The sequence below is a fragment of the Stenotrophomonas sp. genome (assembly GCF_032103445.1).
In the GTDB taxonomy this organism is placed as follows: Bacteria; Pseudomonadota; Gammaproteobacteria; order Xanthomonadales; family Xanthomonadaceae; genus Stenotrophomonas.
In genome coordinates this window covers 1-26,652 of the sequence record NZ_DAMDFR010000004.1, presented here as the reverse complement: position 1 = coordinate 26,652, position 26,652 = coordinate 1, and the positions used below count along the sequence as shown (strand labels likewise).

Sequence of the window (26,652 nt, the reverse complement as noted above, 5' to 3'; positions counted from 1 at the left end):
CGAAGACAACCAATGGCACATCACACCAGCAGCGGCGTGCCCCGTCCTTCCAGTTCCAGCAACGCCGCCTTGGTTTCAATGCCGCCACCAAACCCGGTCAGCGCTCCGCTGGCCCCGATCACGCGGTGACACGGCAGCACGATCGGCAGCGGATTGCGTCCGTTGGCCGCACCCACCGCACGGCTCGCGGTCGGCTGGCCGATGTGCCGCGCCAGCTGCACATAGCTCCAGGTCTGGCCGAACGGGATATCCGCCAAAGCTTTCCACACCCGCAGCTGGAAATCCGTGCCATGCGGAGCCAGCGGCAGTTCAAACGTCGTGCGCTGGCCGTGCAGGAACTGCAACAGCTGCGTACGTGCGTCGCGCAATGCATGCGCATCGCGCTGCCAGCGTTCGCGGCCTTTGGCATCGTAGCGGTTGTTCTCGAACAGGATGTGGTGGATGCCCTGGCTGTCGCCGGCCACGGTCAGCGCGCCAATCGGGCTGTTGAAGGTGTCATAGAGCAGGGTCATTTCGTGTCTCCTGAAGTGGTCACGGTCGGCGTGGCCAGGTGCCACAGATGCAGCACGGCATACGCACGCCACGGTCGCCATGCCTGCGAGCGGGCCTCGGTAGCCCGTTCGCTCAGGCGCGTGCCTTCACCCAGCACCTGCTGCAGCACCAGGTCACCGGCCGGGAACGCATCGGGCAGGCCCAGCGCACGCAGCGCGATGTAATGCGCGGTCCACGGCCCGATGCCGGGCAGGGCCACGCAGCGTTCAATGAAGCTGTCCAGGCGCTGGCCGGCGGCGAAATCCAGCCGTCGTTCGGCCACCGCTGCGGCGACTGCACGGACCGTAGCCGCACGCGAACGTGGCAGGCCAATGGATTCCAGTGGCGCGTCGGCCAGTTGCAAGGGTGTCGGGAATTCGCGGTCCAGCCCTTCCGGCATGCCGTCCAGCACGCCGCCAAAGCGGTCCACCACCCGGCGCGCGAGGGTGATCGCAGCGGCCACGCTGACCTGCTGCCCCAGCACCGCGCGCACTGCCACCTCGAAGCCGTCCCAGCCGCCGGGTACACGCAGCCCGGGGCGTTCGGCCACGCCACGCGCCAGCAACGGTTCCTGCGCGAAGGTCGCATGGACCATGCGCAGGTCGGCGTCGAGGTCGAAGATGCGGCGCACCCGCCGCACCACGCCCGGGATCGCCCGCGGATCGATCTGGCCCAGCTGCAGCAGCAGTTCGGGTCGGCGCGGGTCGGCGGTGACCGTGATGATCGAAGGTCGCTCGGCCGGACCGATCACCCGCTGGTAGCGATCTTCGCCGATCTGTTCGATGCCGGGAATGCAGCGCCGGCGCAGGAACGCCAGCATGGCCGGGAAGTCCAGCGGCGGGCGGTAGCCGAGGCGCAGGGTCAGAGCGCCGTCATCGAGGGCACCGCGCTGGCGACGGATCGCCGTGGGCGGCATGCCACAGCCCTCGAGGAAGGCCGCATTGAAGCGGCGCAGGCTGTTGTAGCCGGCCGCCATGGCCACGTCGGTCACCGGCAGCCCGGTTTCGGTCAGCAGCTGCTTGGCAAGCAGCAAGCGGCGGGTGGCATGGATCTGCGCCGGGGCCGCGCCCAGTCGGGCGACGAACAGGCGCTGTAACTGCCGGGCGCTCAACCCCACGCGTGCGGCCAGCTCGCCCACCGCGGCATCCTGCAGATAGCCATCATGGATCAGCGCCAGTGCACGTTGCAGAGTTTCGTTATGCAGCGCGTCCTGCGCCTCGGGAGCCAATTCTGGCCGGCAGCGCAGGCAGGGACGGAAACCCGCAGCGGCAGCGGCCGCGGCGGTGGGGTAGTAATCCACGTTGCGCGGCTTCGGTGGCGGGGCCGGGCACACCGGGCGACAGTAGATGCCGGTGCTGCGCACGGCAGTATAGAACACACCGTCGAAGCGCGCATCGCGGGCGAGGCGGGCGCTTTCGCAGGCGGCGTAGTCCAAGGGCAGGGCGGTATCCATGGCCGCCAGTCTATGCCCGCGAGCCGGCCCCGGCTCGCCGTTTTCGGACGTGTATGCGCAACCCCGGCGGGGCGGTTCAGGGCAGGTTCCCGCGCGACGCCCGCAGCGCACTAGACTGTGTCTTCACGTGTCGGCTCCGGCACGCCATCGAACGGGAACCGGGTATTCATGTTGCTCAAGTCGTGGGGATTGCCGTTGCTGTGTCTGGGCCTGGTGGCCTGCAGCCAGTTGGAGAACCCGGGCAACGTGACCGCCGCCGAAAAGGCCGCGCGGGCACCGGCAGTGGACGGCAACAACATGGTCTCGATCAACGCCGCCGACGCGCCGCCGGCGGTGCCACCACCGCCGCGCAAGGGCGCGCAGGGTTGGCCCGAGGTGGCACTGGAAAACGGCAAAGCCTGGATCAGCTGCGACACCGATTACGCCGCAGAGGCGGGGGACGGGGTCGCGCTGGAGGCATTGGATCGGGCCAGCCTGGACGCCGCCATCGCCCCGTGCGCGGAACGCGGTCTGCTGCGCCTGCGTTATGTGGGCAAAATCAACCCGGGCTTCTCCGAACTGGTCGCGCGCACCGCGCTGGTGGCCGACGCGCAGCGCATCCAGAGCCGTATTCTCGACCTGGACTCCAGCGGTGGGCAGGTGGAAGCGGCGATCGTGGCCGGCGACCGCATCGGCGAGTCGCGCTGGACCATCTGGGTGCGCGAAGGCTCGGTCTGCCACAGCGCCTGCGTGTTCGTGCTGGCGGCGGGCGACAACCGGCTGGTGGCGGGCAAGGTCGGCATCCACCGGATGATGCGGATCAGCTCCAAAGCAACCTCGCGCGCCGAACTGAACCGTGAATTGCAGGAGGTCTATGACAACGTCAAGGACTACCTGCAGCGCAACGGCGTGGCGGTCGGCGTGGCCGACCTGATGATGACCGTGCCCAACCGCAGCCTGCGCCTGCTCAGCGCCGATGAGCTGCGCCAGTTCGGGCTGGATGGCACCAACGCGGTGCAGGACGACCTGGAGCGGATCAAGCAGATGCGCAAGTGCGGCGACGACTTCGTGCGCCGCAAGGATGCGTTCCTGGTCGCCTTCGATCAGGAGTGCAAGCGTGAGGGCAGCGAGCTGGAGGCAGTGACCGCGTGCGGGCAGGCCCTGAAGCAGCGCTTCGGCTTCCCGGATGAAACCTGCCCGGCGGAAAGCCCGCTGTCGGAGATCGACGTCTCCACCCTGCTGCCGTCGCCGGCCAGCAAGTCGCAGGACCCGCTGGCGGAGCGTACCGCCAGTGAAGCGGCGCAGCCGGCAGCCGAGGCCGCCGAGCGTAACTGACGGCGTGCTAACGCAGGTGGCTTAGACTCTGGCCACCTTTCACTTGGATGGTGAACCGATGCGCGTTCCGTTGCTGCTGTCGCTCCTGCTTCCCGTTGCCGCGCTGGCCCAGACGCCAGCCCCGGCCACTCCCGCACCGGCACCGGCGCGCCCGGCCCCGTCCGCGCCTTCAGCCGCCGCACCGGCGACGGCGGCCACGCCAGCGCGTCCGGCACTGACCCCGGCGCAGCAGAAGCAGGTCAAGGAACAGGACGACCAACTCAGCACCGCGGCCCGCCAGATCGCCGTGCTGGTCGACAGCAACCGTGCCGCCGAGGCCTGGAAGGGCGCATCGGCCGTCGCTCGCAAGGCCGTGCCCGAACAGACCTTCGTCAATCAGCTGGCCGCAGACCGCAAACGGCTCGGGGCCCTGACCTCGCGCGGCCAACCGGTGGTGACCCGGGTGAAATACGGTCCCGGGGCCACGGTGCCGGAGGGCCTGTACATCAACGTCAGCTTCCCGACCCGGTTCGCCAACAGCCCGCAGCCGGTGCGCGAGCTGGTCTCGTTCCGTCTGGACGACGACAAGGTCTGGCGCCTGGCCGGCTACAGCGTCCGCGCTGCCGCCCCCTGATCGCCGCTGCATTCCCTGATTGAAGGAGCTGTCATGGGTATTGAAGTGCAGATGCTGGGCTGGTCGATCGTGCTGGGGCTGGTCCAGCTGCTGGTCGCCGATTTCGCGGTCACCCGCGAGCGCGGGCTGGCCTGGAACGTGTCTGCCCGCGATGGCGAGGCACCGCCGCCGGGCAAGGTGGCCGCGCGCCTGCTGCGGGTGCAGGCCAACTTCATGGAAACCTTCCCGTTCTTTGCCGCTGCCGTGCTGGCGGTGGTGCTGACCCAGCGCCAGGACGGGCTGACTGCCCTGGCGGCGCAGCTCTATTTCTGGGCACGACTGGTCTATGTGCCGTTGTATGCCGCAGGTATTCCGGTGCTGCGCAGTGCGGTGTGGGTGGTATCGCTGGCCGGCATCGTGCTGCTGGTGTGGGTGCTGCTGCGCGCGCTGGCGTGAACGTCCGAGAACCTGCGCTGATCCAGATCAAGGGCCAAGGCAGGGCAGGGCGTTAAGCTCGTAGCGCACACGTCATCAGGAAGGACTCATGCCGGATACCGCAACCCAGGCGCAGGGCGCGCACGACACCGCCGCAGCGACGCAGATCGGCCCCGTCGATGTGCTGGTGGTGGGAGCGGGGCCCGCCGGATTGTGCTTCGCCCGTGCGCTGGCCGGCAGTGGCTTGTCGGTGACCCTGGTCGAGCAGCAGCCGCGCGCAGCGCTGGCAGATGCGACCTTCGACGGCCGTGAGATCGCACTCACCCACGCTTCGCGTCGCATCCTGGAACAACTGGGGGTATGGGAGCGGCTGGACCCGGCCGAGATCTCCGACCTGCGCGATGCGCGGGTCATGGACGGCAGTTCGCCCTTCGCGCTGACCTTTGCCGCCGACCAGCAGCAGGGCGATGCGCTGGGCTGGCTGGTGCCCAACCACCTGATCCGCCGCGCTGCATGGGACAGCGTGCAGGGCCAGGCCGGCCTGCAACTGATCGACCAGACCAGCGTGCGAGAAGTCGTGCCCGGCCCCGCCCACAGTACGGTCACCCTCAGCGACGGCCGCTGCCTGCAGGCACGCCTGGTGGTGGCCGCTGACAGCCGTTTCTCGGCCACCCGCCGCCTGCTGGGGATCGGGGCGAAGCTGCGTGATTTCGGCAAATCCATGCTGGTCTGCCGCATGCAGATCGAGGTGCCGCACCAGCACACCGCGTGGGAGTGGTTCGGCTACGGGCGGACCATGGCGCTGCTGCCGCTCAACGGCGACCTGGCCTCGGCGGTCATCACCCTGCCGCCGCGTCAGATTGCCGAGCTGATGGCGTTGGACGAAGACAGCTTCGGAGCCCGTATCAGCACCTTGTTCGAGTACCGCCTGGGCAACATGAAGCCGGTGGCCAAGCCGATTGCCTATCCGCTGGTCGGGGTGTTTGCCAACGCCTTCGTGGGCGAACGCTGCGCGCTGATCGGCGACGCTGCGGTGGGCATGCACCCGGTCACCGCACATGGCTTCAACCTCGGCCTGCAGAGCCAGGACCGGCTGGCGGCGGTGCTGCGCACGGCGGCAGAACGCGGCACGGACATCGCCGCAGCGTCGGGCCTGGCCCGTTATGAGCGCGGCCACCGGCTGGCGGCGCGGCCGTTGTATGAAGCGACCAATCTCATCACCAGTCTGTACACCGACGACCGCCTGCCGGCGCGGATGCTGCGCCGGGCGGGTCTGCGGCTGGCGCAGGGCGTGGTGCCCTTCCGCAAGCTGATCGCGGCGCACCTCACCCAGCGCTGACGGGCTTCACGCCTGGGGGTCGGCCAACACGTTGATCACGGTGTCGCCGAACTGCACCTGCTGACCTGCGCGGATCTTGCAGGCCTTGCGCAGTTCCACCTGGCCATCCACCAGCACCTGACCATCGCCAATCAGCATCTTGGCCTCGCCACCGCTGGTCACCAGGTCCGCCAGTTTGAGCAGTTGCTTGAGTTCGACGTACTCGCCGTCCAGATCAAATTCGAGGGTCTGCATGCAGCGGGTATCCTGTGAAGAGGCACGGACGGTAGGCCGGGCCGGAAGAGGGCGCGTATTGTGCGTCAGCAGGCGGCACAGCGGCATCCCTGCCGGAATCTGTATACGTTGTTCAGGAACGATGCGGTATCATGGCAGCCTGAGCGAGTGAACTCTCCTCCAACCGAGCAGCGCCAGGGCACGCGATAAGAAAGGGCGCCCAAAGCGCGGACCATCACCTTTTTTTATCGCACTGCCCTGTAAGACGGCAGTGCCTTTGGAGTTTTCCATGTCCCAAGAAACCCCCGCGCCGCTGCTGTTCGCAGACCTCGGCCTGTCCGATGCTGTGATGCAGGCGGTCGCCGCCGTCGGCTACGAAACCCCGTCACCGATCCAGGCCGCCACCATCCCCGCGATGCTGGAAGGCCGTGACGTGCTGGGCCAGGCCCAGACCGGTACCGGCAAGACCGCCGCCTTCGCGCTGCCGGTGCTGTCCAATCTGGACTTCAACCAGACCAAGCCGCAGGTGCTGGTGCTGGCCCCGACCCGCGAGCTGGCCATCCAGGTCGCCGAGGCCTTCCAGACCTATTCGGCCAGGATCCCCGGCTTCCGCGTGCTGCCGGTGTACGGCGGCCAGCCCTACGGTCAGCAGCTGTCGGCCCTGCGCCGTGGCGTGCACGTGGTCGTGGGTACCCCCGGCCGCGTGATCGACCACCTGGACCGTGGCACCCTGGACCTGTCCGAGCTGAAGACGCTGGTCCTGGACGAAGCCGATGAAATGCTGCGCATGGGCTTCATCGATGACGTCGAAGCGGTGCTGAAGAAGCTGCCGGAAAGCCGCCAGGTGGCCCTGTTCTCGGCCACCATGCCGCCGCAGATCCGCCGCATCGCGCAGACCTACCTGCAGAACCCGGCCGAAGTCACCATCGCCGCCAAGACCACCACCTCGGCCAACATCCGCCAGCGCTACTGGTGGGTGAGCGGGCTGCACAAGCTGGACGCGTTGACCCGCATCCTGGAAGTGGAGCCGTTCGACGCGATGATCATCTTCGCCCGGACCAAAGCCGGCACCGAAGAACTGGCTGAGAAGCTGCAGGCGCGTGGCCTGGCCGCGGCCGCCATCAACGGTGACATGCAGCAGGCCCAGCGTGAACGCACCATCGGCCAGCTCAAGGAAGGCAAGCTGGACATCCTGGTGGCCACCGACGTGGCCGCGCGCGGCCTGGACGTGGAACGCATCAGCCATGTGCTGAACTACGACATTCCGTACGACACCGAAAGCTACGTGCACCGCATTGGCCGTACCGGCCGCGCCGGTCGCAGCGGTGAGGCGATCCTGTTCGTCACCCCGCGCGAGAAGGGCATGCTGCGCGCCATCGAACGCGCCACCCGCCAGCCGATCGAGGAAATGCAGCTGCCGAGCGTGGATGCGGTCAACGACACCCGCGTGAACAAGTTCATGAGCCGCATCAGCGACGCGCTGGCCGACGGCAACATCGACTTCTACCGCGACCTGCTGCAGCGCTTTGAAGGCGAAAACAACGTGCCGGCCATCGACATTGCCGCCGCGCTGGCCAAGCTGCTGCAGGGCGATTCGCCGTTCCTGCTGACCCCGCCGGTGCGCGGCGCGCGTGAAGAGCGCGCACCGCGTGAACGCCATGAGCGTGCAGACCGGGGTGAACGCCCGGCCCGTTTCGAACCGCGCTTCGAGCGTGGCCCGCGCCGTGAGGATGATCGCGCTGTGCGCGGTCCGCGTCCCGAAGGCGACTTTGGCCACAACGACGGCGGTTTCGAGCGCGCTCCGCGTCGCGATATCGCCCCGCGCGGCGCGCCGGAAGCCGGCATGGAAACCTTCCGCATTGAAGTGGGCCACGTGCACGGCGTGAAGCCGGGCAACATTGTCGGCGCGATCGCCAACGAAGCCGGCCTGGAAAGCCGTTTCATCGGCCGCATCGACATCCACGATGATTTCTCGGTGCTGGACCTGCCGGCCGAGATGCCCAGCGACCTGCTGACCCACCTGAAGAAGGTGTGGGTGTCGGGCCAGCAGCTTCAGATGCGCCGCGTGGAGCCGGGTGAAGACCTGACCCCGTCGTCGCGCCCGCCGGCCAAGCCGAAGTTCGGCCGCGGCCCGGGCAAGCCGGGCGGCCACCGTGGAGGCCCGGGCGGCAACGACCGCCCGCCGCGCCGCGACGGCTTCAAACCGCGCGGTCCGCGCTGACCTTACAAAAACGCCAGCCCTCCGGGCTGGCGTTTTCCGTTCAGCCCGTTTTCGCACCACCTCAACACCCCCCGACATAGCCTCGGCGTTGTATGGCGTGCTTGGGAGGGCAGGCAGGCGTCGGCGGGCGCAGGCCAGCCTGGAATCGCAACCAGCGACGACAGGACAGGAGGGCGCATGCTGGGAGGCGGTAACAGAGAGGGAGGTGGCAACGCGGTACCGCAGGTGACAAAGGGGCTGACCCTGCGGTTCGTGCTGTTGACCGGGATGGCGATCGGGCTGGTCGGCATCTCCGCGCTGATCCAGGAACTGCAGGCGGCATCCACAGCGTGGATTGTCGGGCAGAGCCATTGGTCGCGCGGGCAGCAGCGCGCCACCTTTTCGCTGGCGCGCTACATCGAATCGGGAAACCCGGCCAATCTGGCTGACGCCCGCGCCGCGCTGGCGGTGCCACTTGGCGACTTGGACGCGCGCCTGGCCATGGAGCAGGACGACCTGGACCGGGAACGGGCGCGCCAGGGCCTGCTGCGCGGACACAACACCCCCGCCGACGCCGAACGCCTGATCCTGTCGTTCCGTTACCTGGGCGGCATGAGCTACTTCCGCGACGCGGTGCAGTTCTGGCGGCGCACCGATCACGGGCTGCTGCAGCTGCAGCAGATGGCCGATACCGCCGAGGCCATGCACCAGGCGGGCGGCATGCCGCCGGATGTCCGCCAGGCGATGCTGCTGCATCTGCAGGCGCTGGATCGCAGTCTGCAGGCGCACGCCAATGCCTACTCGCAATCGCTGCTCAACACCGCGTCGATCGTGCGGATCACCACGTTGATCGTCGGCGGTCTGTCCGTGCTTTTGATCACCGTGGTGGCGGTGCTGCTCGCGCGCCGGGTGCGCAACGACCTGATCGAGAAGGAAAGCCGCTTCCGTGCCGCGTTCTACCAGGCCACCATCGGCATGCTCAAACTGGACGTGGAAGGCCGCATCGTCGAGGCCAACCAGAGCGCCGCGGACATGCTGGGGTACCGGCGCGACACCCTGATCGGCATGACCCTGCCCGAGCTGCTGGTGGAAGGCGAACTGGTGCAGAGCCCGAACGGAGCCATCGACTGGCCACAGCAGTTGCGCCCGGCCGAGCTGCGCTTTCGTCGCGCCGACGGCAGCCTCTTGTGGGGGCGTAGCAGCGGCACGCTGGTGCAGGCCCCCAACCGGCCGCCGCGGGTGTTTGCGATGATTGAAGATGTGTCGCAGAACCATGCGCTGGCCCGTGAGGTGGAGCACCAGGCCAGCCACGACCCGTTGACCGGATTGATCAACCGCCGGGAGATCGAGCGGCGTCTGGAGCGGGCGCTGTTGAGCGTACGCAGCCACGGTGGCGTGCACAGCCTGTGCTACATCGACCTGGACTACTTCAAACTGGTCAATGACGGCCTCGGGCACGCCGCGGGTGACCAGCTGCTGCGCAGCCTGTCCGAGTACCTGGTGGGCGCGGTGCGCGATGGCGACTGGGTTGGCCGCATGGGCGGCGACGAATTCGCCCTGTTCCTGGCCCACGCCGGCCAGGAGGACGCGCGCCAGGTGCTGCAGCGCCTGATGCGTTCGTTGGGCCAGGCCGGCGCGGCGCAGGGCGAAGGCGCGCCGCAGGTGCGCTGCAGCGTCGGCGTGGTCGAAATCACCGCCGAAGTGGCCGATGTGAACTGGCTGATGAGCGCCGCCGACAGTGCCTGCTACGCCGCCAAGCAGGCCGGCCGCAACCGCATTCACTTCTACAATGAGACCCGGGAGGCGCTGGAAGAACGGCGGCGGGAAGCCGAGCGCCTGGCCCGTGTGTCGGCGGCCATGGCCGAAAACCGCATGCTGCTGTTCGCGCAGCGCATCGTCTGGCGCGAAGATCCGGCCTTCCTGCATTACGAGGTGCTGGTGCGTCTGCGCGGGCGCGACGGTCAGCTGCATTCGCCGGGCGAGTTCATGCCGGCAGTGGAACGCTATGGCATGAGCATGGCACTGGACCGGCACGTGCTGGGCCTGCTGTTCCGCCACCTGCAGGTCTGCCCCGGGCATGTGCAGCGGTTGGGACTGTGCAACGTGAACGTATCGGCGCAGTCGATCACCGAACCCAGCTTCCTGGCCTATGTGAGCGACCTGCTGGAGCGCAACCGTGGGCTGGCCCGGAAGCTGTGTTTCGAGGTCACCGAAACCGCGGCGATCAGCAACCTCGAACAGGCCCGCAGCTTCGTCGAGGCGGTGAAGGCGCGGGGCTGCCGGGTAGCGCTGGACGACTTTGGTTCCGGCCTGTCCTCGTTCGGGTACCTGCGCCAGCTGCCGGCGGACATGCTGAAGATCGACGGCGTGTTCGTGCGCGACATGGACGTGGATCCGGTCAGCCGGGCCACGGTCCGGGCCATTACCGAAATCGGCCGCGAACTGCATATGACCGTGGTGGCCGAATGGGTGGAGTCGGACGAGGTGGCCGACCAGTTGCAGGCGCTGGGGGTGAATGGCCTGCAGGGCTATGCGGTGGAGCGGCCGATGGCGTTGGAAAAAATGACCCAGTCGGCGTTGTGGGCAGCGCGTGGCGGTGCGGTGCAGCAGAACTTGCGATAATGGTCTTCGGGGACGGCGCACGCAGGGTGCGTCGGCAGCAGGTGGGGCAGTGGTGTGAGGCAAACCAAGGTGTGGTTGAGGCAAGACAGGCGTGGTCCACCGGGGCTGGCCTGGCTGCTGTGCGTGCTCACCCTGCTGGTGCCGCTGCTGGCCTTCGCGCATGCCCCCGAACCCGGGCGCGATGTGCTGCTGCTCGGCGCGGCCACGGACGAACAGACGCCGCAGCGGGCCTGTTCCCCCGAGGTACTGGCCCGCCACCAGGAGATTCTCGAGGTTCCGGCACCGGTGGAAGGCTGGTCCGGCCAGCCGCAGGCGGTCGACGTGTTCGGCGTGTTCACCGGCGAGGTGCGGATCAGCCACGGTGACCGCCAGATCTGCGGCAACATGCATGATGCCCGCACCCGGGATTCCCGTTTCCGCGCCGGCATCGGCATGGTGGTGGTGCCCAAGGCCGGCGATCATGAACCGATTGTGGTGTCCTGGACCACGCCGCTGAAGCCGTACTGGGTGCCGACGGTGCGCCTGGGCGCACCCAGTCCGGTCCAGCAGAACGACACCGCACGCCTGCTGGTGCGGGTGTCCTGCATCGCGGTGGCGATTGCATTGGCGCTCTCTGCGTTGATGGGCTACGTCACCGCCAAGGACCGCTCCTTCCTGATCTATGTCGGGGTCTGCCTGGTATTCGTGCTGTGGCAGGCGGTGCTGGGTGGGTTGAGCGGCTACCCCGAGCCGTGGCTGCCGGTCTACGAAAGCGCCTCATGGTGGCTGATCGCGCTCAGCGCGGTCACCCTGGGGATCCTGCTACCCGTGCTGTGGCGGCTCAACGGCGGCGACCGCCTGTGGCCGCGCTCGCGGCTGGGGCAGCAGCTGGTGCTATGGGCCGGCGCGGCCACGGCGCTGTGCGTGCCATGGCTCGGCGTGGGCGGGCTGATCTGGCTGTCGGATGTGTTGGAGCACGTGTTCCAGCTGGGGCTGCTGGTCTGCCTTGCGGTCGGCCTGAGGTCTTTGCATCGCCGTGACTACTACGCTCTGGCGGGTCTGTCGGCGCTGCTGCCCTGGTGGGTGATGATGCTGGCTGACCTGGTCCAGGCGCAGTGGTTGATTGCCTACCGGATCGAGGCGCTGCAGTTGTCGGCCACCTGGTTCCTGATGATGTCGGCCTATGCACTCAACCTGCGTCTGGGCCGGCTGCGCCAGCAGCGTGATGAGATGCGGCAATTGGCTGACACTGACGGCCTGACCGGTCTGCCTAACCGCCGCGCCGGCCTGCGCCTGCTCGCCCGCCATCTGGACTGGCCGGCGCACGAACCGCAGCCGCTGGCGATCGGGTTCCTGGACATCGACCTGTTCAAGGACATCAATGACCGGTTCGGTCATGAAGCCGGCGACCAGGTGCTGGTGGCCGTCGCGCGCGCGCTTCGCGCCGCGGTGCGCGCACAGGACCAGGTGGTGCGCATGGGCGGCGAGGAGTTCCTGATCCTGCTGCCGGGGGCCAACCACGCGGCGGCGCTGTCGCGGCTGGAAAGCGTGCGCCAGCAGGTCGCCGACGTCTCGCCGACGCTGGGGCTGGAGGGGCTGGCGCTGACCGCCAGCATCGGCCTGGCGGTATGGCAACCGGGTCGGGACGACCTGGCCGGATTGCTGCGGCGTGCCGACCACGCCATGTACAGTGCCAAGCGCGCGGGCCGCAACCGCGTGTACGACGCCGGGTAGCGCCGGGCCATGCCCGGCACGGTGTTTTCCCGGATAATGGCGGGATGACCACCCGACTCAACAAACACATCGCCGAAACCGGCTTCTGCTCCCGGCGTGAAGCCGACCGCCTGATCGGCGAACGCCGTGTCACCGTCAACGGCATCGCCGCCGGCACCGGCGCGGTGGTCGGTGAAGGCGACGTCGTCCTTGTCGACGGCCAGCCGCTGCGCGCCCGCGAGGCGAAGAAGGGCGGCGGCCGCCGCCACGTCTACATCGCGCTGAACAAGCCGGTGGGCGTGACCTGCACCACCGAAAGCGCGGTCAAGGGCAACATCGTCGATTTCGTCGGCCACGAACAGCGCATCTTCCCGATTGGCAGGCTGGACAAGGATTCGGAAGGCCTGATCCTGATGACCAGCAATGGCGACATCGTCAACCAGATCCTGCGCGCCGAGAACGGGCACCAGAAGGAGTATCTGGTGGCGGTGAACAAGCCGGTGACCGACGAGTTCCTGCGCGGCATGGCCCGCGGCGTCCGCATCCACAACGAAACCACGCTGCCGTGCCGCACCTCGCGCATCGCCAAGTTCGGCTTCCGCATCATCCTGGAGCAGGGCCTGAACCGGCAGATCCGCCTGATGGCCGCTGCGTTCGGCTACCGGGTCACCCAGCTGCGCCGGGTGCGCATCGACAACATCAAGATCGGCGCGCTCAAGCCCGGTCAGTGGCGCAACCTGACCGATGCCGAGTTGAAGGGCCTGCTGCCCAAGCAGCTGGACTGGTAGGCCGGTAGTGGACGTGCACGGGGCACTCACGCTCCGTCACGCGATTCGGACTAGACTGCGGCCAGCTCCCGGATTTCGACCCGCTGCATGATCAAGCCCGAGAAGCCTTCCAACGAGGCGCTGCGCCTGGACGCGCTGTACCGTTACCGCATCCTCGACACCGACAAGGAGAAATCCTTCGAGGACCTGGTCACCATCGCCAAGGCGGTGTGCGGCACGTCCATGGCCGCGGTGACCCTGATCGACGCAGAGCGACAGTGGTTCAAGTCCATCCAGGGCACCGAGGCGGCGGAACTGCCGCGTGCCGAATCGATGTGTGGGCACGCCATCCTGCAGCCGCAGCAGGTGATGGTGATCGAGGATGCGCGCATCGATGAGCGCTTCCACGACAATCCCATCGTCACCGGCGCACCGCATGTGCGCTTCTACGCCGGTGCCCCGCTGATCAGCAACGAAGGCTATCCGCTGGGCACGCTGTGCGTGTTCGACCCACAGCCGCACCAGCTGGATACCGACCAGACCGAAGCGTTGGCTGCTTTGTCGCGGCAGGTCATGCTGGTGATGGAGCTGCGTCGTTTCGCCCAGGACATCCAGAGCCACATGCTGGAGCGCGAGGACTACGAGCGGCTGCTCAACGAGTATCACGACCTGCTGCTGGCGCAGAATGCCGACCTGGCCGAACAGAGCCGCACCGACGTGCTGACCGGCCTGCCCAATCGACGCGCCATGTCGGTGGCGCTGGAGGCCTCGTTGCTCGACGCCGATGGCCAGCCGCGGCAGACGGCCGTGGCGCTGGTGGACATCGATCACTTCAAGCAGATCAACGACCTTCACGGCCATGCCACTGGCGACCGGGTGCTGGCCGAGCTGGGCGTGCTGTTGCGGGCGCATTTCTCTGGACGTGGCATGGCCGCGCGCTACGGCGGTGAGGAGTTCGTGGTGTTGATGCCCGACACCGATCTGCGCACCGCCGAGCTGCAGTGCGACTTCCTGCGCATGGCGGTGGCAGAGCTACCGTTGGGCTTCCCGGTCACGATCAGCATCGGCGTAGCCGCGCACAAAGCCGGCGACAACGTCGACCAGACCGTGTCCCGCGCCGACGCCGCGCTGTACCAGGCCAAGCGCAACGGCCGCGATCGCGTCGTGGTGGCGTAGCGCCGGGCTTGCCGCGCCTCCAGAGAAGTACGGCCACCTGTCTGATGAACGCGTCGCCACGCGCCCGGATATCAAATCACCGACATGTAGAGCCGTGTCGGCATCACTCCGCGATATTCCGCGCCTCAGCCGTCCCCAGAATCTCCGGATGCTGCACCGGCTTGCGGCGGTTCAACAGCGGATGCAGGAACACGGCACCGACGATGATCGCCACGCCGGCATAGAACAGCGGCGTGAGTTCGCGCTGCTCGTTCAGCAGCACCACGGCCAGCACGATGGCGTAGACCGGCTCCAGGTTGGTCACCAGCTGCACCGTGTACGCGCTGAGGTGGCGCAGGGCCACCAGTGCCAGCGCGAACGGCAGCAGTGTGCAGACGCCGGCGAGGGTGAGCAGCAGCAGGCTGTCGCGCAGATCGGGCACCACCCACAAGGGGCTGGCCAGCGCCGGCAGCAGGAACGGCAGCAGCGGGGCCAGCACGGTCAGGGTCAGCGTACCCGCGCCCAGTTCCACCGCGGTCACGGTGAGCGGGTCGGCGTGGCTGACCAGGCGCTTGTTGAGCGAGCCGAAGACGGCGACCAGCAGCGCCGACAGCGCGCCCACCAGTACGCCCAGGCGCATGCCATCGGGCACCCCGCCCACCACCAGCGCCACGCCCGGCAGCACCGCGAGGCCGAACGCCAGTTCGCGCAGCTGGAACGGACGCTTGGCCACCCATGGTTCGATCACGGCGGTGAACACCGGGGCCAGCGCGATGCAGGTCGCCGCCACCGAGGCGTTGGCCAGTTTCGCGGCACCGTAGAACGTGAGCCAGTGCAGCGCGACCAGTGCGCCGACCCCGCAGTAACCGGCCAGCAGGGCAGGGGAGAGCTGGCGCAGGCCGCGCCACACCCGCGGCAGCAGCGCCAGCATGGCCACCACCAGCAGCATGCGCCACCACACCAGCGGCAGCGCGGGCAGGCTGATCAAGACGCCGAGGATGGCCGTAACGCCCCACAACAGCACACAGAAATGGATTTGCAGCAGCGCTTTGCGGGTATCGGTCATCGGCATGCGAGTATTGTGCGCGTTAACCTTCGCGAGGAACACCATGCGCGCACCTTCCACCGTGGCCCGGTATCTGGCCGGGCTGACCGCCCTGGTCGCCTTGTTGTCGCTGGTGCTGCAGTTCGTGCTGTTGATGCCCGCGGGCAGCGGCCTCGGCGGCGTTGGCAGTGCAGCGTGGCGCTTCCTGGGGTACTTCACGGTTCTCAGCAACATCGGCGTGGCGGTGGTCTGCCTGGCACGTGCCAACGGACATCGTGAGGGGCTTGCCGGTCCCGCTCCGCGCGCAGCAGTGGCGTTGTACATCGCCATCACCGGGCTGGTCTACGTTTTACTGCTGCGCGCGCTCTGGCACCCGCAGGGAGCGCAGTGGTGGGCCGACATCGGCCTGCATTACGCGGTGCCGGTGCTGTACCTGCTGGGCTGGGCGCTGGGCGAGCATGGCGGGTTGCACTGGCGGCAACTGCTGCTCGCGCTGCTGGTGCCGGTCGTCTACCTGGGGTGGGCGCTGCTGCTGGGTCAGCGCACGGGGCAGTACCCGTACCCGTTCCTGGACTGGCCGGTGCTGGGGTGGAAGGCATTTCTGGGCAACGTGGCAACGATGGCGCTGGCCTTCACTGCATTCGGCGCGCTGCTGTGGAAAGTGGATCAGAGTATGTCCCGGCGCTGACCGGCGATTACCCGCCCACGCTGCGCAGCTGATCGCGTAGCGCCATCGCCGCGCCGGGATTGCGTTTCTTCGCGGCACCGATGAACAGGATATAGACCTCGCGCGAGGCTGCGGGGGTTACCTCGTGGCTGAGATGCGGCAGGTCGGGATTGTCCTCGCCGCGCGCCCAGCGCAGCGCACGCAGCGCCCATTGTTCGAGCTCGCGCTGCGGGTAACCGGCGCGCAGGTTGGCGCGTGACCGCATCAGCCGCGCATAGATGAAGGGGCCGGTGGGGTCGGCATGGCTGGGGTAGTCCGTCGAGCCGCTGAACACCAACGCGACCCGATGGGCGCGCGCCACGGCGATCAGCTCGCGGGTCCATGCGCTCGGATTGCGCACCTCAAGCGCATGCTGCAGCACGCGTCCCTCGGTCTCGCGCGGCAGGCCGTCCAGCAGACGGTCGAATTCCTGTGCTCCGGCCGGGTGCTGCTCGCCGAACTGCCAGACCAGAGGGCCAAGCCGATCCTGCAGGGCGGTAATCCCCTGAATGAAGCCATCGGCACGTGCGGCGACTGCAGCAAGGTCATGCCCCTGGACGAGGCTGCGCGGAACTTTGGCCGAGAAACGGAAACCCGGCGGTGTCTGTTCGCGCCATTGCGCGTACACCGCAGGCTTCTGTGCGCGGTAGAACGTGCTGTTGATCTCGATGCAGCCCAGCTGCGTGGCCGCATGCGCCAGTTCATCGCGCTGTGGCAGCCCGACCGGGTAGAACGTTCCGCCGCGCCATTCTGGAAACACCCAGCCGCCGACCCCGGTACGGATGGTGCCGGCATTGGTCGTCATGCGGTCGGATGCCCGGGCTGCCACGGGTCATAGCTGCCAAACCACCACAGATGACCTTCCGGATCACGGCAGGCATAGCCGCGGCCGCCGTAATCCTGGTCGGCGATATCGATCACCACCTTGGCTCCCGCGGCCACGGCACGCGCGTAGTGCGCGTCCGGGTCGTCCACGATCACGCAGGCGCTCTGGGTTTCGCGGCCGTCGATCTCGTCGGGCTGGACAACCAGTTTTCCCCATTCGCCGCCGTTGTCCACCGACCCCAGCATCACCATGCCGCCGCCGTAGACCAGTTGGGCGTGGTAGACGATGGCACCGTCGGCATACACCGCCTGCGGCTTGAAATCGAATGCCTGTTCCAGCCAGGCGATGGCCGCATGGGCATCGCGGTAGCGCAGGCAGGGAATGATGGCACTGGCTGCAGGGTCGGTCATGGCGGCATCTCCGGGCGGGCTTCTGGCACAGGCGAGGGTGCGGCGGGGCGCGTTACCATTCTGCGAAAGGCCGCGCTGAATGCGGCCTCGACATTCCGGTTACAGCTTCGTGGAGACACTGCTTGAACACATCATGGATTGGAGGCGTCGTGCTGCTGGCGTGCGCACCTTTGGCATCGGCCGCCGCGCCGACTGAACTGGAATCCCGGCTGGAGGCCACGGTGGAACGTGTGCGCACCCAGTTCGATGTGCCCGGCGTGGCGGTGGCGGTGGTCAAGGATGGGCAGGTGGTGCTGGAGCGTGGCTTCGGCGTGCGTGAACAGGGCAAGCCGGACCCGGTCCAGGCCGACACGCTGTTCGCCATCGCGTCCAATACCAAGGCGTTCACCGCCACCTCGCTGAACCTGCTGGCCGAGCAGGGCAAGCTGAAGATGGACGACCGGGTGATCGACCACCTGCCGTCGTTCCGCATGTCCGACCCGTATGTCACCGGCGAGATGCGTATCCGTGACCTGCTTGCCCACCGCAGCGGGCTCAGCCTGGGTGCCGGTGACCTGCTGTTCTGGCCAACCACCACCTACAGCAATGCCGAGGTGGTGCAGCGCCTGGGCAAGGTGCCGCTGAAGGGCGGCTTCCGTGACCGCTATGCCTACGACAACATCCTCTACGCCGTCGCCCAGCAGGTGATCGAGCAGGTCTCCGGGCAGTCGTATGCGGACTTCCTGCAGCAGCACATCTTCAATCCGGTCGGGATGAGTGGCACCCGCTACAACGCTGACCATCTGCGTGCCGGTGACAAGGCGGCGGTGGGGCATGCCAAGTACGACTTCAGCGACCTGCGTACGGTCGCACCGCTGACCTGGTCCAACAATGCTGGTGCCGGTGGCATCTACTCCAGCGTGCATGACATGGCACGCTGGATGAAGGTGCAGCTGGCGCAGGGCGTGATGGAAAACGGCACCCCGCTGTTCACCCCCAAGACCCAGCAGGCGATGTGGCAGGTGATCACTCCGCAGGTGGTGGCTGATCCTTCGGTGCCGGAATTGGCCGCAGCCAAGCCGAACTTTGCCGGCTATGGCGAAGGCTGGAGCCTAAGCGACTTCCGCGGCCAGAAGCTGGTGTGGCACACCGGCGGCTGGCCGGGCATGGTGTCGCGGGTCACCCTGGTGCCGGAACAGAACCTGGGCATCGTGGTGCTGACCAACCAGGAAGTGGGCGCGGCGTTCAATGCGATCACGCTGGACGTGCTGGACGCCTACCTGAAGCCGCAGACGCCCACCGACTGGGTGGCCGCCTACGCTGCAGCCGTGGCCAAGGCGCAGGACAAAGCCGACGAAGGCTGGGCCGCGCACCAGGCCGCGCGCGATCCGAAGTCGAAACCGTCACTGCCGCTGGCGAAGTACGCCGGCCGTTATCGGGATGCGTGGTACGGAGACGTGCATGTTGAAACGGCCAACGGTGGCTTGCGGCTGCGCTTCGACAAGACCGCGCAGCTGGTGGGCCGGTTGGAGCACTGGCAGCACGATACCTTCGTTGTGCGCTGGGACGATCGTTCGCTGAATGCCGATGCGTTTGTGAACTTCACTCTGGACCCGGATGGCAAGGTGCGTGACGTGCGCATGCAGGCGATATCTTCATTGACCGATTTCAGTTTTGATTTCCAGGACCTGGTTTTGGTTCCGGTGTTGTAAATGAGGTTGCCGGGCAAGCCCGGCACTACGTTGGAGGTAACAGGATGTTCCGCTGGTTCGAATCGCTGATTCCGGTGTTCCCGCCGGTGGATGCGCGCATGCCGCCGCGCAACGTGGCGGCGTTCTATCTGTACTACCTGCGCCCGGTATGGCCGGTGCTGCTGGCCACGCTGGTGGCCGGCCTGCTGCTGGCACTGGTGGAAGTGGCGATGTTCGACTTCCTCGGTCGCATCGTCGACATGGTCAGCGAGCAGCCCGATGCGAGCTTCTTCACGCGGCATGCCGACACCCTGCTGTGGATGGCGGCGATCACCCTGATCGCCCGGCCGGTGCTGGTCGGCCTGCACAACCTGCTGGTCAACCAGGCCATCGTGCCCGGGCTGAGCAACCGCTCGCGCTGGCTGATGCACAACTACGTGGTGCGCCAGAGCCTGTCGTTCTTCCAGAATGATTTTGCCGGCAGCATGGCCAACCGGGTGATGCAGACCGGTACCTCGCTGCGCGAATCGGCCGTGCAGATGGTGGATTCGCTCTGGTACATCGTGGTCTACACCGGCACTGCGCTGTATCTGTTCGCGCAGGCCGACTGGCGCTTGATGATTCCGCTGGTGCTGTGGCTGGTGGCCTACGTGGTGATCATGTGGGTGTTCGTGCCGCGGGCGAAGGAGCGTGCCTGGATCGCCTCCGAAGCACGATCCAAGGCGATGGGGCGGATTGTGGATGGCTACACCAACATCCCCACCTTGAAGCTGTTCGCCCACGGCGGCCGCGAGCAGGCCTACGTGGCCGAGGCGATTGAAGAACTGGCAGTGAAGCACCGCCGCCAGACCCGGGTCACCACCGGCATGGACCTGACCATCGCCGTCGTCAACGGCTTCCTGATTGCCGGGACCTGCGGGCTGGCGCTGTGGCTGTGGAGCCGCGGCGACATCACCGTGGGCGCGATCACCCTGGCCACGGGGTTGGTGATCCGCATCCACAACATGTCCGGTTGGATCATGTGGACCATCAACGGCATCTTCGAAGATATCGGCACGGTGCAGGACGGCATCACCACCATCGCCCAGCCGCTGACCGTGCAGGATCGGGCCGATGCGGTGCCGCTGCAGGTCACTGCCGGCGGCGTGCGCTTCGAGGACATCCACTTCCATTACGGCAAGAAAGGCGGGGTGATCGCCGGACTGAACCTGACGGTGAAGCCGGGCGAGAAAATCGGCCTGGTCGGCCCCTCCGGTGCCGGCAAGTCGACCCTGGTCAACGTGCTGCTGCGCCTGTACGACCTGGAAAGCGGGCACATCCGCATTGATGGCCAGGACATTGCCGCGGTCACCCAGGAAAGTCTGCGCCGGCAGATCGGCGTGGTCACCCAGGACACCTCGCTGTTGCATCGCTCGATCCGTGACAACCTGCTGTACGGTCGCCCGGACGCCACGGAAGACGAACTGCGTGCGGCGGTACGCAAGGCGCGCGCGGATGTGTTCATCGACACCCTGCGCGATGGCGAAGGGCGCAGTGGCTACGATGCGCACGTCGGCGAGCGCGGGGTGAAGCTGTCCGGTGGTCAGCGCCAGCGCATCTCCATTGCCCGCGTGCTGCTCAAGGACGCGCCGATCCTGGTGCTGGACGAAGCGACCTCGGCGCTGGATTCGGAAGTGGAAGCGGCGATCCAGGACAGCCTGGATGAGCTAATGGGCGGCAAGACCGTGATCGCGATTGCGCACCGGTTGAGCACGATCGCGCGGATGGACCGGCTGGTGGTGATGGACCAGGGTCGGATTGTGGAAACCGGCACGCATGCCGAGCTGATTGCCGCGGGTGGCCTGTACGCGCGGCTGTGGGCTCGGCAGACCGGTGGGTTTGTGGCGGCGGATGGGAATTGATGCCCGGTCCGGCATGGCTGTGGCACACATGGCGGATTTACGTGCACAGGATCATGGCTTTGACACGCATGGCGTGTCACTACGCCCCTTGGTCGGGCGACCTGTAGGGACACGCCATGCGTGTCTGCGGGGTGCCGGGGGGCCACGTAAACAAAAACGGCCCGGTTTCCACCGGGCCGTTTTCCATTGCCTTACTCGATCGGCTGCCCCAGCATCAGCTGGCGCGCGAAGCGCACCGGCGGTGCGCCGTAGGACAGCATCTGGTCGTGGTAGGCCTTCAGGTTGAACTTATCACCCTGCTTTTCCTGCACCGCCTTGCGGGTGTCGAAGTGTTCCTGCGCACCGACGAAGTAGGTCGGCAGCTGCGCCGAGGTGAGCTGCGCGCGCACCCACTTGCCCGATGCTTCGCTTTCCTGCTGGAACGCGTCGTGGGTCATCAGGTGCATCGCCTGCTCGCGCGTCCAGTTGTCCACGTGCACACCCTGGTCCAGGATCGCGTTGGAAATGGTGCGCAGGTAGAACTTCAGCTGCACCAGGTGGAACAGCGGATCATTGTCCAGGTAACCCTGCTCCTGCATCATGCGCTCGGTGTAGACCGCCCAGCCTTCAGCGAACAGGCCCGAACGCAGCACGGCGCGCAGCGTGGACGGGAATTTGCCCGAGTGCCAGCCTTCCAGGTAGTGGCCCGGGGTGCCCTCATGGATGCTCAGCAGGTGGATCATGCGGCTGTTGTATTCGCGCAGGAACGAGTCGACCTGCTTGTCGCTCCAGTCGTCCGGAATCGGCGACACCGCGTAGAAGGTCTTCAGGTTCTTGTCCAGCGGGCCCGGCGAATCGCAGTAGGCCACGGCCACGCCACGCTGGAACTCCGGCATCAGGATGATGTCCACCGGTGCATCCGGCAGGGTCATCAGGTCGTGCTTGCGCACGAACTCGGTCGACTGGGCCAGTGCAGCCTTGGCGTCTTCCACCACCTTGTCGCGCGCCGGCTTCTCGGCGTAGGCGAGTTCCAGCGCCGCTTCAATCGCGGCCTGCTGCTGCTCGTCGGTCGGGTTGGCCGGCAGCGCCGGCGCACCCGGCTTGTCCTTCAGCACGGTCTGGGCAATGCCGTACATGTCGCCGCGCACGCGCTTGAGTTCGGCACGGGCGCGTTCGCCGATCTCGGCGCGCGACAGCGACGAGTTCAGGGCGAACTTCAGCTTCTGGTCGTACAGTTCCGCACCGATCCGGAAGTCACCCTTGGCGTTCGGCACCAGGGTGGTGTCCAGCCAGGTCTGCTGTTCGGCCACGGCCTTCTTCAGCCCGTCGATGGCCGCCTGCAGGCGCTTGCCGTCTTCCGCCGGCAGTTCGCCGATGTGCGGGGTGATGAAGGTATCGACAATGCTGAGGATGCCCTTGTTCTGCTTGGCCACGGTTTCGGCGTGGATCTTCGGCACACGGGCCGGGTCCAGGTTCTCGCGGGCCTGGGCGAAGATCTGCGGCAGCTTCTCCATGCGCGCGGTAGCCGACTTCAGGCGCTCGGGCAGCGGCGCGAACTCACGCGCCATCAGGCCGTACAGCGCGCTGCCGGCCAGGCCGTTGTACAGCTGCGGGTCCCACTTCGAGGACTGCAGCACTTCGGCGTTCCAGATTTCCGACTGCAGCTGGTTGCGCAGAATCGCGGCATCGACCTGGTTCTCGCGGCCGAGCTTGCTCACGTCCACCTTGTCCAGCTCCGCCAGCAGGCCCTTGTAGGCGGCCAGCGTCTTCTGCTGCCCGGCGGCGCTGAGGTCGTCAATCTCGCTGTCGTAGCGGTGATCGCCGATCTGGGTAGCGCTGACCGGCGACAGCTGCATCCAGGTGTCCAGGGCGCGCTTGGACAGGTCGGCGAAGGCGGCGTCGGCTGCGGCGTCCCCCGCGGTGGCCGCCGCTTCGGTACCCGTCGGGGCGGTGGGGGCGTCGGCCTGCTGGCAGCCGCCGAGGGCGGCAATCAGGGCAAGGGCAAGAAGATGCTGGCGCATCGGCGATCCTGTGCTGTGGACAATCGCCGAGCATAGGGCGGCGGCGGGGTGGGCCGCCCGTGCCATTGGATTACCATGGCGCTTTCCAGGCCGACACAGGTGGTGCCATGCAGTACCAGGGAAGCTGTCATTGCGGAAACATCGCCTTCACGGTTGACACGGCCGAGCCGATCGTCGACGTGGTGGACTGCAACTGCTCGCTGTGCCGCCGCCGGGGTGGGCTGCTGTGGTTCGCGCCGCGCGCCGCGCTGACACTGAACACGGACCCGGCGCTGCTGGGCACGTACCAGTTCAACAAGCGCCATCTGGAGCATCATTACTGCGCCAGCTGCGGAGTAGCCCCTTTCAGCGAGGGCGTGGACCCGCGCAGCGGGCAGGCGATGGCGGCCGTGAATGTGCGCTGCCTGCCGGATCTGGCGTTGGACGGCTTGAAGATCACCCACTTTGACGGAGCAAGGATGTGAGAACACGGATGACGTGGCGCGGATGCGCCGTGGCAGGGATGCTTTTGGTGATCGGATTGGGTGGCTGCGCGCCCCAGAACGGGCAGGGGACGGCCGAAGCGTCGGCCGCGGGTGCCACCATCGCCTCGCCGGACGGGGCGATGCTGGCGTACGAGCACACCCTGAACATCAAGCTGGAAGCGGAGAAGATCGGGCCACGGGTCAAGCAGATTGCGGAGGCGTGCCAGTCAGCGCGCTTCGGCGACTGCGCGGTGCTGCAGGTCGAGCAGGAGGGCGGTGAGTATCCGTCCGGTTCGGTCCGCTTCCGGGTCGCCCCGAAGGGCGTGGAGCCGCTGATCAGCCTGGCCGGCGAGGGCGGTGAAGTGGCCTCGCGCAACACCCAGGCCGAGGATCTGGCCCAGCAGGTGGCCGACACCGCGCTGACCAAGGCGAGGCTGCAGAAGGAGCACGAGCGTCTGTTGGCGTACCAGGACGGCAAGGACGTCAAGATGGCCGACCTGCTGGTAATTGCCCAGCGTCTGTCGGAGATCGAGGCCGGGGTGGAGCAGGCCAACAAGGATGCCGCCAACCAGCGGCGCCGCATCGACACGCAGTTGGTGACCGTGCGCTTCAATGCCCCGTCGGGTGAACGTAATCGCAGCGCCATTGGTGAAGCCTTCGGTGATGCGGGGACGATCTTCACCGAAAGCATCGCTTTCCTGATCCGCGCCGTGGCGGCCCTGGTGCCGGTGGCGGTGGTCGGCGGCGTGTTCGTGTGGGGTGTGCTGGCGCTGTGGCGGCGTTGGCGTCGTGCGCGGAAGGTGTCCTGAGGTATCGACCAACGGTCGATACCTACCGGAAAACCTCAGCCCTCGTCGTGCTCGTATTCGACGAACACATCCAGCTCGCGTGCCAGCGCTTCCACCGCGTCGCGCACACGCTGGGTGGTGTACTCGTTGCCGACCTCTACCTCGAGTTCGTGAATGCCCGGGCCGATGTCATCGGACAGCCCGGCCGAACTGGAATCATCGTCGTCCATGTGCGGCATCAGGTCATCGGTTTCCTCGACGTGCTCGATGCCGTCAATGCTCTGCAACAGGTCGCTGATCGCACGGGCGTCGTCTTCAGTGCCGGTGATTCTGAGTCGCAACAAAGCCATGGGAACTTCTCGGGGGAGTCGGGAGTTCCAGCCTAGCCAGCGGACAGACAAGAGTGGGTGATGATCGGTTACGGCACCGGCCGGCCCATCAACTCTTCCGGCAATGCGGGGATCGGCGTGCGCTCGTCCTGGGCCTCGCGCTTGAGCCAGTCCATGAACGTGACGGCGACCGGGCTGAGCGGACGGTGCTCGGCATGCACCACGTAGTAGGCATACCGCGCCTTCAGGGCAGGGCCGGGCAGGCGCACCAGTTCGTAACGTTGCAGGTAGGGCTGGGCCACGTGCTTGCGCGCGAGCACCGCGCCGATGCCGTACACCGCTGCGCGCATGGCATCGGTGCTGTCGCTGAACACATGCGGCGTGGCCAGGTCCAGGCCGCGCACGCCGGCGGCACGGAACCAGTCACGCCAGCCCTGCGGTGACATGTCGCTGACCAGTGGCAGCTGGGCGATCTGCGCCGGTTCGCGCAGGGCGGACACGCCGGGCAATGCCGGCGAGGCGACCGGGAACAGTTCGTCGTCCATCAGATGGTGCGCGGTCAGCCCGGGCCACTGGCCCAGTCCGTAGCGGATACCCAGTTCCGGCCCGTTCTCGTCAAACCGGGTGAGTTCGCTGCTGGTCTGCAGTTCAATGCGCAGGCGCGGGTGCAGGTGGGTGAAACGTGGCAATCGCGGAATCAGCCAGCAGTACGACAGTGAGCGGATGGTGGTGACCCGCAGCGGCACGATGTCGGCCTGCGGATGCAGGTTGGCGGCGACCGCATTGAGGTCACTGAGCGCGGCAGCGGCGGCATCGGCCAACTGCCGGCCCTCGGCGGTCAGGCGTACGCCGCGGGCCTGGCGCTGGAACAGCACGGTACCGAGCAGGGCTTCCAGGCGGCGCACGTGGTGACTGACCGCGCTGGCGGTGAGGTGCAGCTCCTCGGCGGCGTGGGCGAAATTCTGGTGGCGGGCGGCCACCGCAAACACGCCGAGGGCAGGCAGCAAGGCAGGACGCAGGATCATCATCTAGACCCAAATATGATTTGTGGCTGGCAGTGATACTACGCGCTTGCAAGGGATCCGGCCCAGGGGGATGCTGTAATTCTCACCCCGGAGCCATCGCCATGACGCTGCCCTGCCGCCCGCTGACTGCCCCTGTTGCCTGCCCGCGGGGTGGTGCATGAACGCGGACCTGGCGGCCAGCCAGAGCCGCGACTGGCGTACGCCGCTGGAGCTGAGCCTCCTGGGCGCGATCTGGGGCTGCTCGTTCCTGTTCATGCGGGTGGCGGTGCCGTCGTTCGGGCCGTACGCGCTGGTGGAGGTGCGGCTGGTGCTGGGTGCGCTGGTGCTGCTGCCGTTCCTGTGGAAGGCGCGCGCGCTGTTCCCGGCCCGGCGCTGGCTGTGGCTGGCTCCGATCGGCCTGATTAATTCGGCGTTGCCGTTCGTACTGTTCGCCTATGCGGCCGAACGTGCGCCGGCCGCCATCGGCGCGATCTGCAACGCGATGACGGTGCTGTTTGCGGCGCTGATCGCGTTCCTGTTCTTCGGCGAAAAAATCGGCATGCGCCGGGCGATCGCGCTGCTTGTCGGCTTTGCCGGCGTGGTGGTGCTGGCGACGGCAAAGGTCAGCGGATTGAGCATCGGTGCAGCCGTGATCGCCGGCGCAGCGGCGTCGCTGCTGTACGGTCTGGGCGTGAACCTGGTGAAGCGCCACATGACCGGCCTGCCGTCGGCGGCGGCCGCAGCCGCAACGCTGGGTTGTGCCTCGTTGTGGATGCTGCCGATGGCGATCACGCACTGGCCGCAGGCTGCCGTGCCGTTCAACGCCTGGGCCTGCGCGGTCGCACTGGGCGTACTCTGCACCGGCCTGGCTTTCCTGATGTTCTACCGCCTGATCGGCCGCATCGGCCCTGCGCGTGCGTCGACAGTGACTTACCTGATTCCGCTGTTCGGCGCAGCATTCGCCTGGCTCTTCCTCGGCGAACCAGTCACCCTCGCCATGCTGATCGCCGGTGCCTTGATTCTCGGCAGCGTCGCAGTTTCGCAGCGCTGAACGCTTCCGATTGCACAGGCTACGTAGAGCCGGGCTTGCCCGGCTGCTGTTGGCTTTGGGCGAACAGCCTTCGGTCATCGGTTTCCGTGTTTGGGCGCACCGGGGTGGGTTTGCGGGACACGCCGTAAACCCATCCATGGGGGCT

Annotated in this window: 24 protein-coding genes; 15 read left to right on the top strand and 9 right to left on the bottom strand. The window is 67.2% G+C overall.

Annotated features, from left to right (window positions below):
* Positions 1-20 precede the first annotated feature (20 nt).
* Together RT551_RS02520 and RT551_RS02515 are read right to left on the bottom strand one after the other, a co-directional pair.
* Entirely contained in the window at positions 21-512 is a 492-nt protein-coding gene (locus RT551_RS02520; RefSeq protein ID WP_313455502.1) for a methylated-DNA--[protein]-cysteine S-methyltransferase, read from the bottom strand.
* Positions 509-1,984 (bottom strand): AlkA N-terminal domain-containing protein, encoded by a 1,476-nt coding sequence (locus tag RT551_RS02515; protein WP_313455500.1) that lies wholly within the window; start codon positions 1,982-1,984, stop codon positions 509-511. The genes RT551_RS02520 and RT551_RS02515 overlap by 4 nt, the downstream gene beginning before the upstream one ends.
* 171 nt (positions 1,985-2,155) lie before the next feature.
* Here RT551_RS02515 and RT551_RS02510 point away from each other — a divergent pair, with 171 nt between their 5' ends.
* The 4 genes from RT551_RS02510 to ubiM all read left to right on the top strand — a co-directional run bounded on the left by RT551_RS02510 (position 2,156) and on the right by ubiM (position 5,664).
* On the top strand, positions 2,156-3,298 hold the full coding sequence (locus RT551_RS02510) for a hypothetical protein (RefSeq protein WP_313455614.1): 1,143 nt from the start codon (positions 2,156-2,158) through the stop codon (positions 3,296-3,298).
* A gap of 58 nt (positions 3,299-3,356) precedes the next feature.
* Entirely contained in the window at positions 3,357-3,911 is a 555-nt protein-coding gene (locus RT551_RS02505) for a DUF4019 domain-containing protein (protein WP_313455499.1), read from the top strand.
* Positions 3,912-3,944: 33 nt separating this feature from the next.
* Positions 3,945-4,346: an MAPEG family protein gene (locus RT551_RS02500; protein ID WP_313455498.1), complete on the top strand. Its 402-nt coding sequence runs from the start codon at positions 3,945-3,947 to the stop codon at positions 4,344-4,346.
* Between the two features lie 145 nt (positions 4,347-4,491).
* Positions 4,492-5,664, top strand: coding sequence for a 5-demethoxyubiquinol-8 5-hydroxylase UbiM (gene ubiM, locus RT551_RS02495; protein ID WP_313455612.1), 1,173 nt, complete (start codon positions 4,492-4,494; stop codon positions 5,662-5,664).
* 6 nt (positions 5,665-5,670) lie between these two features.
* On the opposite strand, the gene RT551_RS02490 is transcribed toward ubiM, so the two are convergent.
* On the bottom strand, positions 5,671-5,898 hold the full coding sequence (locus tag RT551_RS02490; RefSeq protein ID WP_313455497.1) for an RNA-binding S4 domain-containing protein: 228 nt from the start codon (positions 5,896-5,898) through the stop codon (positions 5,671-5,673).
* Between the two features lie 268 nt (positions 5,899-6,166).
* Between RT551_RS02490 and RT551_RS02485 the strand changes: the two genes are divergently transcribed.
* The 5 genes from RT551_RS02485 to RT551_RS02465 all read left to right on the top strand — a co-directional run bounded on the left by RT551_RS02485 (position 6,167) and on the right by RT551_RS02465 (position 14,334).
* Entirely contained in the window at positions 6,167-8,098 is a 1,932-nt protein-coding gene (locus tag RT551_RS02485) for a DEAD/DEAH box helicase (RefSeq protein WP_313455495.1), read from the top strand.
* 177 nt (positions 8,099-8,275) lie between these two features.
* Positions 8,276-10,699: an EAL domain-containing protein gene (locus RT551_RS02480; RefSeq protein ID WP_313455494.1), complete on the top strand. Its 2,424-nt coding sequence runs from the start codon at positions 8,276-8,278 to the stop codon at positions 10,697-10,699.
* A gap of 123 nt (positions 10,700-10,822) precedes the next feature.
* A complete protein-coding gene (locus tag RT551_RS02475) occupies positions 10,823-12,412 on the top strand; it encodes a diguanylate cyclase (RefSeq protein ID WP_313455610.1) in 1,590 nt (529 codons plus the stop codon).
* Positions 12,413-12,456: 44 nt separating this feature from the next.
* Positions 12,457-13,179 (top strand): pseudouridine synthase, encoded by a 723-nt coding sequence (locus tag RT551_RS02470; RefSeq protein ID WP_311190660.1) that lies wholly within the window; start codon positions 12,457-12,459, stop codon positions 13,177-13,179.
* Positions 13,180-13,266: 87 nt separating this feature from the next.
* Positions 13,267-14,334 (top strand): sensor domain-containing diguanylate cyclase, encoded by a 1,068-nt coding sequence (locus tag RT551_RS02465; RefSeq protein WP_313455492.1) that lies wholly within the window; start codon positions 13,267-13,269, stop codon positions 14,332-14,334.
* Between the two features lie 103 nt (positions 14,335-14,437).
* Here the strand turns inward: RT551_RS02465 and RT551_RS02460 are convergent, their stop codons facing one another.
* Positions 14,438-15,385 (bottom strand): DMT family transporter, encoded by a 948-nt coding sequence (locus tag RT551_RS02460; RefSeq protein ID WP_313455490.1) that lies wholly within the window; start codon positions 15,383-15,385, stop codon positions 14,438-14,440.
* Positions 15,386-15,422: 37 nt separating this feature from the next.
* On the opposite strand from RT551_RS02460, the gene RT551_RS02455 reads away from it, so the two are divergent.
* Positions 15,423-16,046: a Pr6Pr family membrane protein gene (locus RT551_RS02455; protein WP_313455489.1), complete on the top strand. Its 624-nt coding sequence runs from the start codon at positions 15,423-15,425 to the stop codon at positions 16,044-16,046.
* Between the two features lie 7 nt (positions 16,047-16,053).
* Here RT551_RS02455 and RT551_RS02450 read toward each other — a convergent pair whose 3' ends face one another.
* Complete coding sequence (locus RT551_RS02450; protein ID WP_313455487.1) at positions 16,054-16,869, bottom strand: DUF72 domain-containing protein; 816 nt, start codon at positions 16,867-16,869, stop codon at positions 16,054-16,056.
* Entirely contained in the window at positions 16,866-17,300 is a 435-nt protein-coding gene (locus RT551_RS02445) for a VOC family protein (protein ID WP_313455486.1), read from the bottom strand. The genes RT551_RS02450 and RT551_RS02445 overlap by 4 nt, the downstream gene beginning before the upstream one ends.
* 122 nt (positions 17,301-17,422) lie before the next feature.
* Here RT551_RS02445 and RT551_RS02440 point away from each other — a divergent pair, with 122 nt between their 5' ends.
* Complete coding sequence (locus tag RT551_RS02440) at positions 17,423-18,991, top strand: serine hydrolase (protein ID WP_313455485.1); 1,569 nt, start codon at positions 17,423-17,425, stop codon at positions 18,989-18,991.
* Positions 18,992-19,035: 44 nt separating this feature from the next.
* On the top strand, positions 19,036-20,871 hold the full coding sequence (smrA, locus tag RT551_RS02435; RefSeq protein ID WP_313455483.1) for a multidrug efflux ABC transporter SmrA: 1,836 nt from the start codon (positions 19,036-19,038) through the stop codon (positions 20,869-20,871).
* 191 nt (positions 20,872-21,062) lie between these two features.
* Here smrA and RT551_RS02430 read toward each other — a convergent pair whose 3' ends face one another.
* On the bottom strand, positions 21,063-22,871 hold the full coding sequence (locus tag RT551_RS02430) for a DUF885 domain-containing protein (protein WP_313455481.1): 1,809 nt from the start codon (positions 22,869-22,871) through the stop codon (positions 21,063-21,065).
* 107 nt (positions 22,872-22,978) lie between these two features.
* Here RT551_RS02430 and RT551_RS02425 point away from each other — a divergent pair, with 107 nt between their 5' ends.
* Complete coding sequence (locus RT551_RS02425) at positions 22,979-23,335, top strand: GFA family protein (RefSeq protein ID WP_313455480.1); 357 nt, start codon at positions 22,979-22,981, stop codon at positions 23,333-23,335.
* Between the two features lie 38 nt (positions 23,336-23,373).
* Complete coding sequence (locus tag RT551_RS02420) at positions 23,374-24,144, top strand: DUF4349 domain-containing protein (protein WP_313455609.1); 771 nt, start codon at positions 23,374-23,376, stop codon at positions 24,142-24,144.
* Positions 24,145-24,179: 35 nt separating this feature from the next.
* On the opposite strand, the gene RT551_RS02415 is transcribed toward RT551_RS02420, so the two are convergent.
* The gene (locus RT551_RS02415; RefSeq protein WP_282295191.1) at positions 24,180-24,473 is read right to left on the bottom strand and encodes a hypothetical protein; all 294 of its coding nucleotides are present in this window, start codon (positions 24,471-24,473) and stop codon (positions 24,180-24,182) included.
* A 68-nt stretch (positions 24,474-24,541) separates the two neighbouring features.
* Positions 24,542-25,477, bottom strand: coding sequence for a LysR substrate-binding domain-containing protein (locus RT551_RS02410; protein ID WP_313455478.1), 936 nt, complete (start codon positions 25,475-25,477; stop codon positions 24,542-24,544).
* Positions 25,478-25,634: 157 nt separating this feature from the next.
* Between RT551_RS02410 and RT551_RS02405 the strand changes: the two genes are divergently transcribed.
* Positions 25,635-26,507, top strand: a complete 873-nt coding sequence (locus tag RT551_RS02405; RefSeq protein WP_313455477.1) for a DMT family transporter — start codon at positions 25,635-25,637, stop codon at positions 26,505-26,507.
* Positions 26,508-26,652 lie beyond the last annotated feature (145 nt).